The sequence below is a fragment of the Streptacidiphilus neutrinimicus genome, assembly GCF_000787815.1.
In the GTDB taxonomy this organism is placed as follows: domain Bacteria; phylum Actinomycetota; class Actinomycetes; order Streptomycetales; family Streptomycetaceae; genus Streptacidiphilus; species Streptacidiphilus neutrinimicus.
This window is the reverse complement of sequence record NZ_BBPO01000034.1, coordinates 51,925-67,267: the sequence shown is the minus strand read 5'-3', so window position 1 is coordinate 67,267 and position 15,343 is coordinate 51,925. Positions and strand designations below refer to the sequence as shown.

Annotated in this window: 16 protein-coding genes and 2 pseudogenes; 7 read left to right on the top strand and 11 right to left on the bottom strand. The window is 72.0% G+C overall.

Annotated elements, in window-relative coordinates; translation table 11 throughout:
* The 3 genes and pseudogenes from TR48_RS44730 to TR48_RS21720 all read right to left on the bottom strand — a co-directional run.
* A pseudogene (locus tag TR48_RS44730) lies at positions 1–246 on the bottom strand (lactate utilization protein C); the annotation flags it as partial.
* On the bottom strand, positions 243–1,685 hold the full coding sequence (locus tag TR48_RS21725) for a lactate utilization protein B (RefSeq protein WP_042369903.1): 1,443 nt from the start codon (positions 1,683–1,685) through the stop codon (positions 243–245). The gene TR48_RS21725 and the pseudogene TR48_RS44730, both read right to left, overlap by 4 nt.
* Positions 1,682–2,443, bottom strand: coding sequence for a (Fe-S)-binding protein (locus TR48_RS21720; RefSeq protein WP_042369900.1), 762 nt, complete (start codon positions 2,441–2,443; stop codon positions 1,682–1,684). The genes TR48_RS21725 and TR48_RS21720 overlap by 4 nt, the downstream gene beginning before the upstream one ends.
* Before the next feature lie 439 nt (positions 2,444–2,882).
* On the opposite strand from TR48_RS21720, the gene TR48_RS46375 reads away from it, so the two are divergent.
* The 5 genes from TR48_RS46375 (at position 2,883) to TR48_RS39085 (ending at position 7,855) form a co-directional block, all read left to right on the top strand.
* On the top strand, positions 2,883–5,051 hold the full coding sequence (locus TR48_RS46375; RefSeq protein WP_042369899.1) for a bifunctional lysylphosphatidylglycerol flippase/synthetase MprF: 2,169 nt from the start codon (positions 2,883–2,885) through the stop codon (positions 5,049–5,051).
* A 26-nt stretch (positions 5,052–5,077) separates the two neighbouring features.
* Positions 5,078–5,806: a hypothetical protein gene (locus TR48_RS21710; RefSeq protein ID WP_084729636.1), complete on the top strand. Its 729-nt coding sequence runs from the start codon at positions 5,078–5,080 to the stop codon at positions 5,804–5,806.
* A 329-nt stretch (positions 5,807–6,135) separates the two neighbouring features.
* Positions 6,136–6,678 carry a VanZ family protein gene (locus tag TR48_RS21705; protein WP_052442863.1) on the top strand — a complete coding sequence of 181 codons (543 nt, stop codon included), beginning with the start codon at positions 6,136–6,138 and terminating at the stop codon, positions 6,676–6,678.
* 119 nt (positions 6,679–6,797) lie between these two features.
* Positions 6,798–7,316, top strand: coding sequence for a hypothetical protein (locus TR48_RS21700; protein ID WP_152628097.1), 519 nt, complete (start codon positions 6,798–6,800; stop codon positions 7,314–7,316).
* Entirely contained in the window at positions 7,313–7,855 is a 543-nt protein-coding gene (locus TR48_RS39085) for a hypothetical protein (protein WP_052442862.1), read from the top strand. Before TR48_RS21700 ends, TR48_RS39085 begins: the two co-directional genes overlap by 4 nt.
* A gap of 135 nt (positions 7,856–7,990) precedes the next feature.
* Here TR48_RS39085 and TR48_RS40720 read toward each other — a convergent pair whose 3' ends face one another.
* Positions 7,991–8,386: a PTS sugar transporter subunit IIB gene (locus tag TR48_RS40720; protein ID WP_084729635.1), complete on the bottom strand. Its 396-nt coding sequence runs from the start codon at positions 8,384–8,386 to the stop codon at positions 7,991–7,993.
* Positions 8,387–8,499: 113 nt separating this feature from the next.
* Positions 8,500–9,087 (bottom strand): RNA 2',3'-cyclic phosphodiesterase, encoded by a 588-nt coding sequence (gene thpR, locus TR48_RS21685; protein ID WP_042369893.1) that lies wholly within the window; start codon positions 9,085–9,087, stop codon positions 8,500–8,502.
* Positions 9,088–9,369: 282 nt separating this feature from the next.
* Here thpR and TR48_RS21680 point away from each other — a divergent pair, with 282 nt between their 5' ends.
* Complete coding sequence (locus TR48_RS21680) at positions 9,370–10,227, top strand: DMT family transporter (RefSeq protein WP_042369971.1); 858 nt, start codon at positions 9,370–9,372, stop codon at positions 10,225–10,227.
* A 50-nt stretch (positions 10,228–10,277) separates the two neighbouring features.
* Here TR48_RS21680 and TR48_RS43440 read toward each other — a convergent pair whose 3' ends face one another.
* Positions 10,278–10,439, bottom strand: coding sequence for a hypothetical protein (locus TR48_RS43440; protein ID WP_161789879.1), 162 nt, complete (start codon positions 10,437–10,439; stop codon positions 10,278–10,280).
* 500 nt (positions 10,440–10,939) lie between these two features.
* Between TR48_RS43440 and TR48_RS21675 the strand changes: the two genes are divergently transcribed.
* A complete protein-coding gene (locus tag TR48_RS21675) occupies positions 10,940–11,713 on the top strand; it encodes a hypothetical protein (RefSeq protein ID WP_042369890.1) in 774 nt (257 codons plus the stop codon).
* 62 nt (positions 11,714–11,775) lie between these two features.
* Here the strand turns inward: TR48_RS21675 and TR48_RS21670 are convergent, their stop codons facing one another.
* The 5 genes and pseudogenes from TR48_RS21670 to TR48_RS40710 form a co-directional block, all read right to left on the bottom strand.
* On the bottom strand, positions 11,776–12,294 hold the full coding sequence (locus tag TR48_RS21670; protein ID WP_042369888.1) for a universal stress protein: 519 nt from the start codon (positions 12,292–12,294) through the stop codon (positions 11,776–11,778).
* A gap of 9 nt (positions 12,295–12,303) precedes the next feature.
* On the bottom strand, positions 12,304–13,560 hold the full coding sequence (locus tag TR48_RS21665; RefSeq protein ID WP_042369887.1) for an SLC13 family permease: 1,257 nt from the start codon (positions 13,558–13,560) through the stop codon (positions 12,304–12,306).
* 196 nt (positions 13,561–13,756) lie between these two features.
* A pseudogene (locus tag TR48_RS44725) lies at positions 13,757–13,929 on the bottom strand (SigE family RNA polymerase sigma factor); the annotation flags it as partial.
* A gap of 76 nt (positions 13,930–14,005) precedes the next feature.
* Positions 14,006–14,947, bottom strand: coding sequence for an expansin EXLX1 family cellulose-binding protein (locus TR48_RS21660; protein WP_042369885.1), 942 nt, complete (start codon positions 14,945–14,947; stop codon positions 14,006–14,008).
* A gap of 218 nt (positions 14,948–15,165) precedes the next feature.
* Positions 15,166–15,285 carry an RICIN domain-containing protein gene (locus TR48_RS40710; protein WP_439654487.1) on the bottom strand — a complete coding sequence of 40 codons (120 nt, stop codon included), beginning with the start codon at positions 15,283–15,285 and terminating at the stop codon, positions 15,166–15,168.
* Positions 15,286–15,343 lie beyond the last annotated feature (58 nt).

Below are 15,343 nucleotides of genomic sequence, written 5' to 3'. Positions count from 1 at the left end.
GGCGAGCAGGCGGGCGAGCAGCGCGGGCAGCTCCGCCTCGGTGCAGCGGTGGACGCGGGCGCGGTAGTCGGCGAGGTTCTCGGCCAGCAGGTCGACCACCGCGGCGTGGGCGTCGGTCCCGTGGCTGTCCGGACCGGGCTCGGTCGGGACGTGGGCGGTGCGGTAGTCGCGCACCACCGGTTCCGGCTCGGGCGCGTCGGCGAGCGCGGCGCGGACGCGGGCGAGGATGGCGTCGCGGCTGCTCACGGCGTCGGCTCCTGACGGGTCGTGCGGTGCTGCTTCCACCAGGTGCGGAAGGGCTCGGCGGGCAGTTGCGGGAGGTCGCGGCTGTCGGTCCAGGCCTTGGCCGGCCCGAACGGCAGCGTGCGCGGATGCAGGGCGCGGGTGGCCGACGCCGCGCGTTCGGCGGCGGCCAGCGCGGCCGGGTGGTCGAACAGCCAGGTCGCGCCGCGCATCGCGGCCCGCTCGGCGCCGTGGCCCGGCTGGGCGGCGACCTGCTCGCGCAGATGGACCAGTACCTCGGGGATGTCGATGGCGACGGGGCAGACCTCGTAGCAGGCTCCGCACAGCGACGAGGCGAAGGGGAGCGAGGCGTCGACCTCGCTGGTGGTGCCGCGCAGTTGCGGCGTGAGGACGGCGCCGATCGGGCCGGGGTAGGGGGAGCCGTAGGCGTGGCCGCCGGCGCGCTCGTAGACGGGGCAGACGTTCAGGCAGGCGGAGCAGCGGATGCAACGCAACACCTGCCGTCCGACCTCGTCCGCGAGCGTGTCGGTGCGCCCGTTGTCGAGCAGCACGAGATGGAAGTCGCGGGGCCCGTCGCCAGGGGTGGTCCCGGTCCACATGGTGGTGTAGGGGTTCATCCGCTCGGCAGTGGAGGAGCGGGGGAGGAGCTGCAGGAACACCTCCAGGTCCTGCCAGGTGGGCAGGATCTTCTCGATGCCGACCACGGAGATCAGGGTCTCCGGGAGCGTCAGGCACATCCGGCCGTTGCCCTCGGACTCGACCACGACCAGCGTCCCGGTCTCGGCGATCATGAAGTTCGCGCCGGAGACGGCGACCTTGGCCCGCAAGAACTTCTCCCGCAGGTGCAGCCGCGCCGCCTCGGCCAGGTCCGCCGGGCGGTCGGTGAGCCCCTCGGGCGCGGGCCGGCCCCACTCGGCCATCTTGGCCGCGAAGATGGCGCGGATCTCCTCGCGGTTGCGGTGGATGGCGGGTACGAGGATGTGCGAGGGCAGGTCGTCGCCGAGCTGGACGATCAGCTCGGCCAGGTCCGTCTCGTAGGCGGTGATGCCCTCGGCCGCGAGCGCCTCGTTGAGACCGATCTCCTGCGTGGCCATCGACTTGACCTTGACCACCTCCGACTCCCCGGTCGCGCGCACGAGTTCGGCGACGATCCGGTTGGCCTCGGCCGCGTCGGCCGCCCAGTGGACCGTGCCGCCGGCGGCCGTGACGCGCTCCTCCAACTGGATCAGGTAGGTGTCCAGATGGCGCAGGGTGTGGTCCTTGATCCGTCTGCCCGCCTCGCGCAGCAGTGCCCAGTCGTCCAACTCGCCCACCGCGCGGGCTCGTTTGTCGCGGATGGTGTGGGTGGCGCGGCGCAGGTTCGCCCGCAGCCGGGCATCCTTCGTCGCCGCCCTGGCCGCCTGGGGGAAGGCGGGCATGCCCAGGTACGTACGGCCGCTCATGCCACGCTCCAGGGTTCGGCCTCAGTGGAGGCGAGGATCTCGGCGAGGTGAACCGCACGCAGCGGTACCTTCTCACGTCGCATCATGCCGTCCAGGTGCAGCAGGCAGGAGTTGTCCGCCCCGCACAGCACCTCCGCGCCGGTGGACCGCGCGGCCGCGACCTTGTCCGCGCCCATGGCCGCCGACACGTCCGGGTTCTTGACGGCGAACGTGCCGCCGAAGCCGCAGCACTCCTCCGCGCCCGGCAACTCCACCAGCTCCAGTCCCCGCACCGCCCGCAGCAGCGCCAGCGGGCGCGCGCCGAGCCCCAGCACGCGCAAGCCGTGGCAGGAGGGGTGGTAGGTCACCGAATGCGGGAAGTACGCGCCCACGTCCGTCGCGCCGAGCACGTCGACCAGGAACTCCGTCAGCTCCAGCACCCGCGGCGCCAGCGAGGCGGCCGCGACCGCGAGCTCCTCGCCGCGCCCCTCCGCCCGCGCCTTCGCGCCGACGCGCGGGTAGTTCTCCCGTACCATCGCCACGCAGGAGCCGGACGGGGCGACCAGGTAGTCGTAGCCCTCGAAGACCCGCGCCATCCGCCGCACCAGCGCTTCGGTCATCCGCCGGTAGCCGGTGTTGTACTGCGGCTGCCCGCAGCAGCTCTGCTGCTCGGGGAAGTCCACCGCGACCCCAAGCCGCTCCAGCAGCCGCACGGTCGCGATCGCGGCGCGCGGCAGGACCGCGTCGTTGACACAGGTGGCGAACAAGGCGACGCGCACGGCGGCGGTCCTCCTGACGGTCTCGCGGTCGAGGGGTGCGCCCACCTTTGCCCGAGGCGGGCGGCGGCAGCCCGCCGGGGCTTCGGTGACCCGAGGGGATCGTAGCGACGCAGGCTCTGGATGTCCGCTGCGCTGCTGACGCTTGGGCGCGGTGGCGTCCAACGGGGCCGTTGCACCTGCCAAGAGCCTGCGTCGCCACCCTTGTTCGCAGCCAACGTCACACATGCCGCCTCCGCGCGGCCCCGCCACACGCAGCGGGACCTGGGGTGATCACCCGCTGGGACGCGTCCGTGTCAGGGGCCCGGCGCGTCCGAGCACCGGCCGAGCGGCCGAGCGGCCGGTCGGCCGCGTACTCGTTAACCTGGGCAAAGGTGCCGATGACGGTCTGTGGCGGGCCGCAGGTGGTGGCCGCCGTGCCGGGCCGTCGCGGAGGTGAGCGATGCCCGCTCAGGAGCAACCACAGTGGCCGCTGAAGGTCGCCGCCCTGGTGCTGCGGGTCCCTTTCACCGTGGCCACCGCTGCGGCCGTCCTGGTCGTCGCACTCGCCACAGGGGGCCTGTGGAACGCGCTGCAGGACCGGTCGTGGTACCCCGATGTCGCCTTCGGTCTACCGTCCCTCGAGGCGGGCCGGTGGTGGACCCCGATCACCGGCTCGATGCTCGGCGCGACCCCGCTGGACTACCTTCCGATCATCGTCGGCTTCGTCCTGCTCGTGGGCTTCGCCGAGCTGCGCCTCGGGACGCGGTGGGCCGCCACCGTGACGGTGACCGGCCAGATCGCGGCCGTCCTGCTGGCGTCCGCGGTACTGGCCGTGCTCCGGACCACCGGCTGGGCCTGGGCCCAGGAGCTGGCCCGGACCGTGGACGTCGGCTTCTCCGCGGGAGCGCTGTGCGCGGGCGCGGTGGTCTCCGCCACGCTGGTGTCGCCGTGGCGCCAGTGGCTGCGCCTGGGCCTGCTGGTCTATGTCGGCGTCTCGGTGATGTTCGTCGGCACGCTCAGTGACCTCGAACACCTGCTGGCCGTGTGCGGGGGCCTGCTGGTCACCCGCTGGGTGACGGTGCCGGGAGCGGCCGACGCCTCGGGGCGCCTGAGCCGCAGGCAGTGGCGGCTGCTCGCCGTCGCCGGGCTCGTCGTGCTGGCCGCGATCTCCATCGTGGTCTGGCTCGCCCCGAGCCGCGGGCCGATGGGCTCGACCTACGGCCTGAGCGGCTCCGGCTGGCAGGTGCTGATCCTGGTGGCCCTGCTCGTGCTGCTGGCCGACGGACTGCGCCGGGGCAGCCGGGTCGCCTGGTGGTGGACGGTCGTGGTGGCCTCGCTGTACGCCCTGCTGGGCCTGGTGGTGGCGGTCGTCTTCGCCGTCGGCAAGATCCTCGACCAGCAGGTCACCGTCCAGGGAGCGTCAGTGTTCGTCCCCAACGCGGTCGTGTGGTCGGCGGAACTCCTGATCCTGCTCGCCGGGCGCGACGCGTTCCAGGCCCGCCGCCCCCGCGCCCTCCTCGCCCGCTGGCGTGGCCCGCAGGCGGGCGCCGAACCACCGCAGGACGCCCAGCAACGCGCGGCCGATCTGCTGCTGCGCGAAGGCGGCGGAAACCTCTCCTGGATGACCACCTGGCCGGACAACACCTACTTCTTCGCCGCGTCCCGGGACGGCTACATCGCCTACCGCGAGCACGCCGGGGTCGCGGTGGCGCTCGGCGACCCCGTGGGCGCGGCAGACGGCCGGGCCGGGACGATCCGGCAGTTCGCCGACATGTGCGACCGCGCGGGGCGGGTGCCGTGCCTCTTCTCGGCCACCGCCGCGGCCGCCGAGATCACCGAACGGCAGCTGGGCTGGCGCTCGGTGCAGGTGGCCGAGGACACCATCGTCGACCTGCCGGACCTGGAGTTCCGCGGCAAGGCCTGGCAGGACGTGCGCACGGCGCTGAACCGCGCCAAGAAGGAGGGCGTGGAGTACCGGCTCGGGCCGCTCGCGGAACAACCCCGGGCCCTGCTCACCCAGGTCTGGCAGATCTCCGAGGAGTGGGTCGGCGACAGCGGCCTGCCCGAGATGGGCTTCACCCTGGGCGGCGTCGAGGAGGCGCTGGACCCCAGGATGCGGGTCGGCCTTGCCCTGAACGACGACGGCCGCCTCCAGGGCGTCACCTCCTGGATGCCGGTGTACGCGACAGCAGAGACCTCGGGGGAGAACCCGGGCACGCCGGACGGCCAGCCGCCCTCGGGGTGGACGCTGGACATGATGCGGCGACGCCACGACGGCTTCCGGCCGGTGGTCGAGTTCATGATCGCCTCCAGCTGCCTGGCCCTGCGCGAAGACAGCGCCCAGTTCCTCTCCCTCTCCGGCGCCCCGCTCGCCCGCAATCCCGCGGACGACGGCACGCCCACCGTCCTCCAGCGGATCCTGGACCGGCTCGGCAGCGCCATGGAGCCCTACTACGGGTTCCGCTCGCTGCACGCCTTCAAGGCCAAGTTCCAGCCGCGCTACGAACCGATGTACCTGCTCTACCGCGACGAGGCGGACCTGCCCAGGATCGGCGTCGCACTCCTGCGGTGCTACCTCCCCGACGCCTCGGTGCGGGACCTGTTCACCGCGACCGGTGGGCGGAGCTGAGCGGCGCTGACCGGGCGAGGGACGCGATGACCTGGCAAGCCGTCGGCATCTACGTGATCATCGAGCCGCCGAACCACGGGCTCGGCCTGTGGATGCTCGGCGCGTTCGTGCTGACCTTCCTCGGCACCCGCCTGATCACCCGGATGATCCGCAGCGGCCGCGGGCCGTTCCGCGACGTCGAGGTCGGCGGTACGCACCTGCACCACCAGGTCTACGGGATCCTCGGCATGCTGGTGGCCGGGGCGATCGAGTTCGCCTACCGGCCCGGCAGCCCGGGCGCGCAGATCCTCGCCGTCCTCTTCGGAAGCGGCGCCGCGCTGGCCCTGGACGAGTTCGCGCTGTGGCTGCATCTGGAGGACGTCTACTGGTCCAAAGAGGGCCGCAAGTCCGTCGACGCGGTCTTCCTGGCCGTAGGCGTCGGCCTGCTCCTGGTCGCCGGGTTCAACCCTTTCGCGGACTCCGGAGCGTCCAGCGCCGACCACGCGGCCTTCGCCGCCCTGCTCGCCCTCAACCTCCTGCTGTCGGTGGGGGCGATCCTCAAGGGCAAGACGGCCATGGGCGTGATCGGGCTGCTGATTCCCCTGCTCTCCGCGGTGGCCTTCGTGCGCCTCGCCAAGCCGACCTCCCCCTGGGCGCGCTGGCGCTACCAGCCGGGCTCCCGCAAAGCCGAGCGAGCCCAGCACCGGTATCCGCTGGCCCGCCGAACCCGCATGGACGCGGTCAAGGACTGGATCGCCGGCGCATCCAGCCACTGAAAGCGCCCCGAGCCGTGAACTCCCCGAGGGGGCATCCTCGACCACCTCATCGCGCCGTTCTACATCCGGGCGATCTTCGGCATCGACCCGCCGGCCGTGGGCTACCCCGAACTCCTCGTCGACCGACTGCTCGGCACACAAGGCAGCCCGTGCGCAAGCAGCGCGTCCGGGGCGGAGCAGGAGCGTCAGCGGCTCGCCGACGGCCGCGGACCGGGCCCTGGTCCTCGCGGACCGCGTGGACACGGCACGGCGGGGTAGACGCCGCTCGTCGGCATGGCCGGGACGAGCTCAAGGTGGGCGTCCCGAGTCGCCCAGGGGAGGCGTGGGGAATGGCAAGCCTGTTCAGCACACTGCTGCGCACCCTGGTGCGCGGTACGGCGCTCCTGGCATTCGCAGCTTGTGCGGCCGTCGTCGTCAAACTGACGTTGACTCCGTCACCGGCCTCGGCCGGGATCGCCCACACGAACCTCCATCCGGGCGCGACCATCGGCCTCTATCTCGACCAGCCCTCCGTCCGTGAGGCCCTGCTCCAGATCGGGGGAAACATCGCGGTCGGGATGCCGTTCGGGTTGCTGCTGCCCGTCGTCAGCCGAAGCCTCAGAGGCCCCGTGCGGGTCACCCTGCTCACCGCGGCATTCATCACCGTCATCGAGGGGCTGCAGCACTACTTCGTCGAAGGTCGCAGCTTCGACGTCGACGACATCATCCTGGCCGCCGCCGGGGCACTGGTGGCCTATCTCGTGGCGGGTCGGCCACTGTCCGGGCGGATCCACTCGCTCAGGCGGCCAGGACGAACGGCCGTCAACACCCGTGTGAGTGCCGAGATCCCGCGGCGCAGAGCGCAATCGGCGCTCCCTGCACGTCGGCGATGACCTGCCAACCGTCACGCGCTTGTGGCGGGCGTAGCGAAAGGAGAGGTGAAATGTCAGTTCTGTGGGTCGCGGCCCTGGTCGTCCTGATCGCTGCGGCTGTGCTCTGCGCAGTCGCCGTCGTGGGCGCCGGGCGTCGAACCAGCCGCCTGAAGCAACGCTTCGGGCCTGAATACACCGCGGCCATGACAGCCCACCAGGGCAGCAAGCGGAACACGGAGCGGGCTCTGCTCGAGCGTGAGCGGCGTCTCGACGCCCATCCCGTGCAGCCCCCGGACCCTGCCCGTGCCGAGCAGCTCGCCCGGCAGTGGCACGACCTCCAGGCGCGGTTCGTCGACGATCCGGCGGCGGTGCTCACCGAGGCATCGGCCGAGCTGGAAGCACTGCTGAAGGACATGGGCTTTCCCTCCGATCCCGAGGACCGGCGAACCGTCCTTCGCTTCCACAGCGAAGACGTCCTGCGGTGCTACGAGAAGGCACAGGGAATCGCAGAGCGCGCCGTCGACGGCATGCCGTCGACGGAGGAACTGCGCGAGGGATTCGTCAACGCCAAGAGCGTGTGCGAGTCCCTGATCGGAGCGAACGGCGTGTCCAGCCCCGACGATCAACCGGCCCGGCTGGCGAGTGGGAGGGCCCGATGAACGAGAACCGGAGCCTGCCCGAGCAGGCTGACCAGCCGGCACCGGCAGAGCGACTGGATCAGGCCGCGAGCTTCCAGCCGGAACCTGCGGAGACCCGGAACGGTGACGGGTTCGCGCGCCGAACCACCCGTCCTGAAAGCCCCGAAGGCACCGGGACGAGCGCCGCAAGCCTCGCCGGCCGGGACGTCGACCCGGCACTCGCGCCCGACCCGGCCTACGACGAGTCGCCGAAGCCGCCGGTCTCCGACCGGCCCCTCATCGAGCCCGAGATCGCGCAGCGACTGCGTGACGACTGGCAGCAGGCCCGATATGACTTCGTGGACGACCCCCGCCAGGCAGTCGAGCGCGCCGACGCGGTCGTCGCCCGCGCCGCCGAGCACATCACCGAAGCCCTGCTGGCCCGGAGCGCCGACATCCGGCAGCTCTGGCAGGCCGACGAACCGGGCAGCGCCGCGATGGACACGGGAACCGCCACCGAACAGCTCCGCGTCGCCCTGCAGCGGTACCAGGAAGTGCTGACCCAGTTGACCGACCTCTGAGGCGAGTGACCGGGGCGGGAGCTCGGCTCCCGCCCCGGGCGGCCCCGCTCGTGCAAGGTGTGAAAATCGGGCGCTCCTCGCCACCGTGCCCGCAGAAGAAGCATGCGAGGATCGCTTCGACTGACGCGCGTTTGCCTAGACGTCGAGGAGATCCTCGATCTCCGAGGCCAAGTTGGCCGCCCGATGCGGACCGACCACGACCTGAACCACCGTGCCGGCCTTCATCACTTCCATCGCCCCGGCCGCCTTGAGTGCGGCAACGTCGACGAGGGCTTCGTCCTTCACTTCGACCCTGAGCCTGGTGATGCAGGGCTCGAGCTCCACGAGGTTACCGTGACCGCCGAGCGCCTTCAGGATCGCCGCAGCCCTATCCGCCATGGACTCTCCGTTCCGTGCGCTGGTGGCGCACTGGGTGGTCGCTGGCAGACCAGCCAAGCACCCTCCGCCCTTTCGACGGTCGGGACATGCCGGAGAGGGGAGGCAGAGTTTCGAAGTGTCGCCCGCCCGGACCAACCAGGGCGCCACCCGCATCGCAGGGCACCTGTCCGTCGTGCTGCAGCGGTCGGACACCGGCGGCGCGCATGCTCTCGCTGAGACGGCCGCTCCGCCCCCTCGGGCAAGACAGCTGTACAAGGCACACGACGTCAGGATCCGTCGGTGAGCCGCCAGGACTCGATGTCGCGGTAGCGGATCACTCCCGGGCCGCGGCCGATGTTGCTGCCCACCAGGTGGAGGCGCTCGGCATGCCAGGTGCGGCCGGCGAAACCGGTGAGGCCGGCGGCCGCTGACAGGATGTCGGTCTCCTGACCACGCCGTCCCCGGGCCAGCGTCAGGTGGGGGCGCAGCGGGCGCTCCTGGAAGGGGATGCCGCACTCCCGCACCGACTTCCGGACTTCGTCGGCGAGGGCGTGCAGTCCGTCGAGTTCTCCCTCGATCCCGCTCCACAGCAGCCGTTCGTCGAAGTGGCCGCCGCCTTTCAGGTCCAAGCGGAGGGAAGGGTGATGCGCGGCCAGCCGGGCGAGGGCGGCCCGCAGGAGTGGGACGACCGTGACCGGGTGCTCGCCGAGGAACGCCAGCGTGATGTGCCAGTCCTCGATCCGGTTCCAGCGCAGCTGGGCGTATTTCTCGTACGCGAACTGCAGGGCGTCTGCCAACTCGTCCTTGGCATCGTCGGGCGGCGCCAGCGCGACGAAGAGACGCACGGTCGGGGACTGGTGGGGTTGATCGGTCACGAGGGTTTTCTAGCATCCCTCCCGGGCTGGCCACGCGATGCGCCGGCGGGCCCGGCCCGGGGGCCACCCGCGCTGCAGCCGATGACGCGAGAGACGCCTCCGCAGACCTCCGAGGCCCGGGTGGCCGTTCTGCTTCCCCGGGTCGCGCCGGCGAGCGCGTCGTTGCCCTATGCCTGCGCCGACCCGCCTCACGCCATCCTCACCCCGACCCGCTGCGGCCGTCCGGAGCAGCTTTCTCGCCGGGCTGGTCGAGGGGACCCGGTGAAGGGAAGCAATCCCGTCGTGCTCGTCCTCGCCGTCGTCTTCGCGGTCCTCGGAGCGGCCAGCAACGCCGCAGGCACCGCCTTCCAGCGCAAGGCGGCTGCCACCGTCACGCGTGGCGGCGGTCTCAGGCTGCTGCGGGCCCTGGCACGCCGACCCGCCTGGATCGCAGGCATCGCCGGCGTCATCGGGGCTGCCCTGTTCCAAGCCCTCGCTCTGACGTTCGGCCCACTGGCCCTGGTTCAGCCGCTCTTCATCCTGGAACTGCCCTTCGCCCTTCTGATCGCGGCACCGCTGCTGCACCGACGGCTGCCGGCCGTGGGCTGGTACGGCGTGGCAACGGTCGTGCTCGGCCTCGCCCTGCTGCTGGGCTCCGCCGCGCCGACCGGCAGCACCAGTCAAGCGCCCATGGACCGCTGGATCCCCGCTCTGGCCGTCTGCCTCGGCCTCATCGGGGCCGCGGTCCTGGCGGCGGCGCGCTCCGACTCCTCGCTCTTCCGGGCCACGAGCCTGGGCACCGCCGCTGCCATCGGCAACGCGCTCACCGCGGCCCTGCTCAAATCGGCCACCGGGACCTTCTCCGACCACGGCCTGACGGCCTTCCTCACCACCTGGCAGACCTACGGCTTCGCCCTCACCGGCATCGCCGCCGTCCTGCTGCTGGAGAACGCCCTGCAGGCCGGCTCCCTCGCTGCGTCCCAGCCCGCCCTGACCATCGGTGACGCCACGGTCAGCCTGCTGCTCGGCGTCACCTTGCTGGGTGAGACCATCCGCACGGGCTGGTTCGTGATCCCCGAACTCGCAGGCGTCGCCATGATCGTCGCCGGCGTCCTCACCCTGACGCGCGCCGTGCCGCACATTCGCGCGACGGCCGACTGACCCGCGCCGGCGATCGGCGGGGTCAGTCGGCGGGATCGGCGGGGTCGGTTTCAGGCCTTGGGATCCGTCGAGGCCCCCTCGTCCTCGTCTCCGTCCCTTTTCTTGGCCCTCACGTCCGGCGGGGTCGGCGCCGTGATGTTCCGCTGCTTGGAGGATTCCTCCCGCGTCTCGTCATCGGCCTGCTGGGGCTCGCGTTCTTGCGGGTCGCTCATCAGATCTCCCTCCCCGGGTTGCTTGCCACGTGCCCCGGGGGCTCTCGATGGTTCTGCAGGGGGACGCTCGGCGTCTATCCGCCAGTGCCGCGATCAAACTCAGGCGGCTTCCGCTCGGTGGTCACACCGATCGAAGTGGAGGATCGGGCGCCCGCCGCCACCCTCCATCGCGACCGCCGACGGTTCCGCTGCGCAGACCGGGCACCGCGGGTGCTCGCCTCTGTGCACGGCGCGCACCAGGTCCGCGAACTGGCCTGACTCCACCTTGTGGGGTTCTCGATCGGATTGAGGTTCGGTCATAGGGTCCACGGTGCGGCGGCTGCGCCGTGATCGCATCCTCGGCCACGTCCGCGAGCGCGTGGCCTTCTCGACGTACTCGCCGAGGATGTCCAGACGCCGGGTGCCGAATCTTGACGCTGTCTGGTCATACCGACCCTGGGCCGGTAACGTCGTAGCCTTCGCCCGGCGCAGACCGGTGGAGTCCTCGAAGGCGAACGCCGATGACCGACATGCAGGTGCGACATGCGGAGCTTCGTCTGGACCGGACCCTGGGAGAACTCAGCGACGCTTTCCGCGGGGCGACCGCGCACCCGGAAGAGAGCAACTGCGCGTGCCACTGGGGCGGCGCCGAGGAGCTCGCCCTCCTCAAGACGCCGGACGTGCAGCTCGACCCCGCTCTCCTCCGACGGACGTGCCAGGCCGCGGACTGGAGCGACCACGGCGCGGTCCTTCGACGCATCCTGCCCCAGCTGGCGCGTGCCGTCGTAGAAAGCCCCGGCGAGTCGTTCCCGTACTGGGACGAGATCGGCGTCTTCCTCTCCCGGGGACGCTGGCAGGACTGGCCCCGGGAGCAGGCCGCGGTGGTCCGGGAGTTCCTCCTCGCGTTCTGGGCCCGCAGCCTCGTCACCTCCGACCCTGCCGCTCAGACGCACACGCACACGCACCAGGCCCTCGTCCTGTGCGTCGAGGCGTCCGGCGAGCTGAGCCCCTGGCTCGACATCTGGGAGAGGACGGAGCATGCGACGGCCGACCGGCGGCTCGCGGAGGCCGTCGACGCATGGGACTACGACCTGCTCGTCGACCGGCTCCCGTGGAGCACGTGGCACGACGAGGACGACTTGGTGGCTGTGCTGACCGCTTGGCTCACCCGTCACGCCCCGGCCCGGCTCAGGGCGCACAACGCCTCGGATTCCCTGCTCCAACGTCTGCGGTTGATCGGCCTCACCGGGGATGCTCGATGGGACGATCCGCATTGGCCCCCCTACACCTACTGACCGACGGTCCCCGTCGGCGCCGCTCCGGAGCCGCAGGTCCTGGTGGGACGCGCGGGCCGGCCTCAGCGCGGCGGGGGAGGCGGCGGAAGAGTGGTGACGTCGGGTGCCTGCTGGGGCCAGACGAGCAGGATCGGGCAAGGGGCGTGGTCGACGACGAAGCGGGTGGCGCGGCCGAGGCTGTGCGGTCCGAGGTGGCGCAGGTCGCCGTCGCGGGCCAGGACGAGCAGGTCCGCGCCGTCGGCCGCAGCGACGACCTCACGTTCGGCCCGTCCGGCCCGTGTCTGCCGACTGCACGGGCGGCCGATGCGATCGGCTGCGGCCTGGAAGAGATTGCGTTCGCTGACGGTCGCCGTCTGTTCCGCGGCGTCGCCCGGATCCCTGCCCCAGCCCGTGGCCGGGCGGTGACCGGTGACGGGGTGGGCACGCCCGAGCAGTCCGACGAACGCGCCGTGCGCCACCGCCGACGCCTCGGTGTCGAGAACATGGAGCAGCACGATCTCGGCTTCGGGCGGCGCGTACGCGCGGGCGGCGTCGACGCAGGCGGGCCAGGTTCCCTCGGTGATCCAGACGACGACGGCCACGGCTCTCGCTCACCCTCCGACGATCTGCAGTGATCCCCACAGTGCCACCACGGACAGCGTCAGTGCGGCGGGCACGACGAGCAAGCCCAGCCGGGTGAACTCGCCGAGGTCCACATCGTTGTCGTGTTCGCGGACGATGCGCCGCCACAGGAGCGTCGCGAGGGAGCCTGCGTAGGTGAGGTTGGGGCCGATGTTGACCCCGAGCAGCACGGCCAGGACCGCGCCCGCCCCGGACGGCGCGGCGAGCGGGACCAGGACGAGGGTGGCGGGCAGGTTGTTGATGACGTTGGCCAGGACCGCGGCCAGGGCGGCGACCCCGAGCAGGGCGGGCAGCGTGCTGCCGTGCGGCACCAGGTGCGCGAGGCTGGACGCGAGCCCGTTGTCGACGACGGCGCGCACCACGACACCGAGCGCCAGGACGAACGCCAGGAAGGGCAGTGCGGCGGAGCGGACGATGGCGGCGGGGGTGGTGCGGCGTCGGGTCAGGGCGCGGACGCCGAGGACCGCGGCGCCCGCGAAGGCGGCCCAGGCGGGGTTGACGCCGATCGCGGACGTCACGACGAACCCCACGAGGGTTCCGGCGACGGTCAGCAGGGCGAACAGCGGGAGGTCGGGGGCGGCGGAGTCGGCCGGGGCCTGAGCACCGGCGTCCAGGTCGGCGGCGAAGAACCGGCGCAGCACCAGGTACTCGACGCCGATCGCGACCAGCCAGGGCAGTGTCATCAGGGCGGCGAAGCGGGTGAAGCTGATGCCCGCGGCGGCGAAGGCCAGCAAGTTGGTGAGATTGGAGACCGGCAGCAGCAGTGACGCGGTGTTGGACAGGTGCGTGCAGGCGTACAGGTGCGGCTTGGGCCGGACCCCGAGTCGGGCGGCGGTCGCGAACACCACCGGGGTGAGCAGCACCACGGTCGCGTCCAGGCTCAGCACCGCCGTGATCACCGAAGCGAGCGCGAAGACCTGGACCAGCAGGCGTCTGGGCCGTCCGGTCGCGCTGCGGGCCATCCACGCGCCGCAGGCCCGGAACAGGCCCTCGTCGGCGCAGAGCTGAGCCAGCACCAGCACTGCGGCGAGGAACCCGATCACCGGACCGAGCCGCCCCGCCTCCGCCGCCGCGTGGGGCAGGGAGATCGCGCCCGCACCGACCACGACGGCGGCCGCCGGAACGGCGACCACCGCCTCGGGCCAGCCCCACGGACGCACCACCGCGCAGACCAGCACCGCCGCGAGCAGGACGACGGAGAGCAACTCCGCGGACGGCGTGTTCAGGGTCTGCTCCTCGGCTGGTCAACAGTTCAGGATGAACCACATCCAACCAGACCAGAGCGGGGCCCTCTCCGCCGCACGCCGTGGTCGACCCTCAGCGGGTCGGAGTGAAGCCTCCCCAGACCGCGACGGGGGACGCGCCCGAGGTCCGCGCGTCGACCCGGTAGCTGTCGCCGCTCGCGTCGCGCACGCCGGTGGCGTGTTCTGCCGTGCGGACCCGGTCCCAGCGCTGCCGCATGCTGATCAGGGCGTCGGCGGCCAGGCCGTCGGCCGCGTCCGCCTCACCCGTCAGGAGGTGGGCGAAGCGGGCCAGTTCGGCGTAGTGGCGTTCGAAGAGTCGTGGAACTCCGCGGACGCGTCGTCGGGGAGCATCTCCCTCGGTCGCCCGTTCTTGCCATGTGCGCGTTAACAAACCGCAGGAGGGTAACAGTGCAGGTCGGCGGCATGGTCAATGCCGAGTGAACTGGAGTCCGGTCGGCTGGGCGACGTCCGGTCGCAGCGCGATCCCGTCGACGACGAGTCGCTGCCCGTAGATGTCGGTGATCCTGATCGCCCCACCGCACCCGGTGCCGTCGGCGGAGAGGAAGTAGTCGTAGTCGGTCCGCGGCAGGCTCTGCCAGCCGCTCGCGGTGCGGACTTCGAGCAGCGCCACGGGGTTGCGGTGGCCGATCACCTGGATGCCGCACCACCAGCGGGAGGAGCCGGTCTTGTAGCGCAGCGAGATCGTGCCCGGCGAGGCGGGGCTCACCAGCGTCCAGGTGATCGGGAGCCGGCCGACGGAGAGGGCGGCGAGCCGGGCGAAGGCCTGTCGGCTCAGGTCGAGTTGGCCCGGAGCGCAGGGCAGCGGGCACTCGTTGACGATCCGCACCGTGAGCGCGGCCCCGTTGGCGGCGCGGACCAGGACGTACGCGCCGCAGGCCTTGGCCGTCTCGTAGTCGGTGTAGTTCATCGCCGCGATCATGAGATCGTTCGACGGCCCGAACAGGCACGACCCGTTGCCGTCCGCTGCCGCGTAGGCGGTGGCGACCCCGTGGTACGTGAGCGAGGGCTTGATCCGTCCGGCCAGCGGCGCCACGCCGGACCCCGGCTGGGCGGCAGGTGTGGGGGCCGACGCCGACGGCGTGGGCCGATCCGAGCGGGACCCGTGGGCCGTCGCCGTCGTGGCACGGGCTCGCCCGGAGACGGACGGTGATCCGGATCCGGGCGAGCTGCCCGCCTGGGCGGCTGCGACCGCATGTCCGTTGCCGGACCCGCTGCCGGGCAGGAACGCGACCACCAGACAGGCCAGGACCGCGACGGCGAGCAGCGCCGGCGTCATGCCCGTGAGCAGCCCGCGGCTCTGCCGGCGCCTGCGCCGCGCCTGTGACGCGGCGCGCTTCGTTGCCCTCATGTGTGTCCGTTCGCTCGGTCGAGTCGGTCCTCCACGACTCGGTTGCCGCCGCGAGCGAAAAGGTTGCCGGCCCGCGCGAGGATGCGTCAGCCGGTTCGGCGGCGGCTGTCCGGCCGCTGAACGCATCTCTTGTCGAGCCGGAGACCGGCGTGGCCCTCGCGGTCCGGGGCCTGTAGCTGCTCTGGACCGCGGGGGCGTTGCCGGGGTTGGGGGGTGGGTCAGCCGAGGGTCCAGTGCTGGTTGCTCTGGCCGCTGCACGTCCACAGCTGGACCAGGGCGCCGTCGGCGGTCGAGGCACCGGTCACGTCCAGGCACAGCCCGGACTGGACCCCGGTCACCGAACCGTCACCGTTGAGCCGCCACTGCTGGTTGGCCTGGCCGTTGCACGGCCACTGC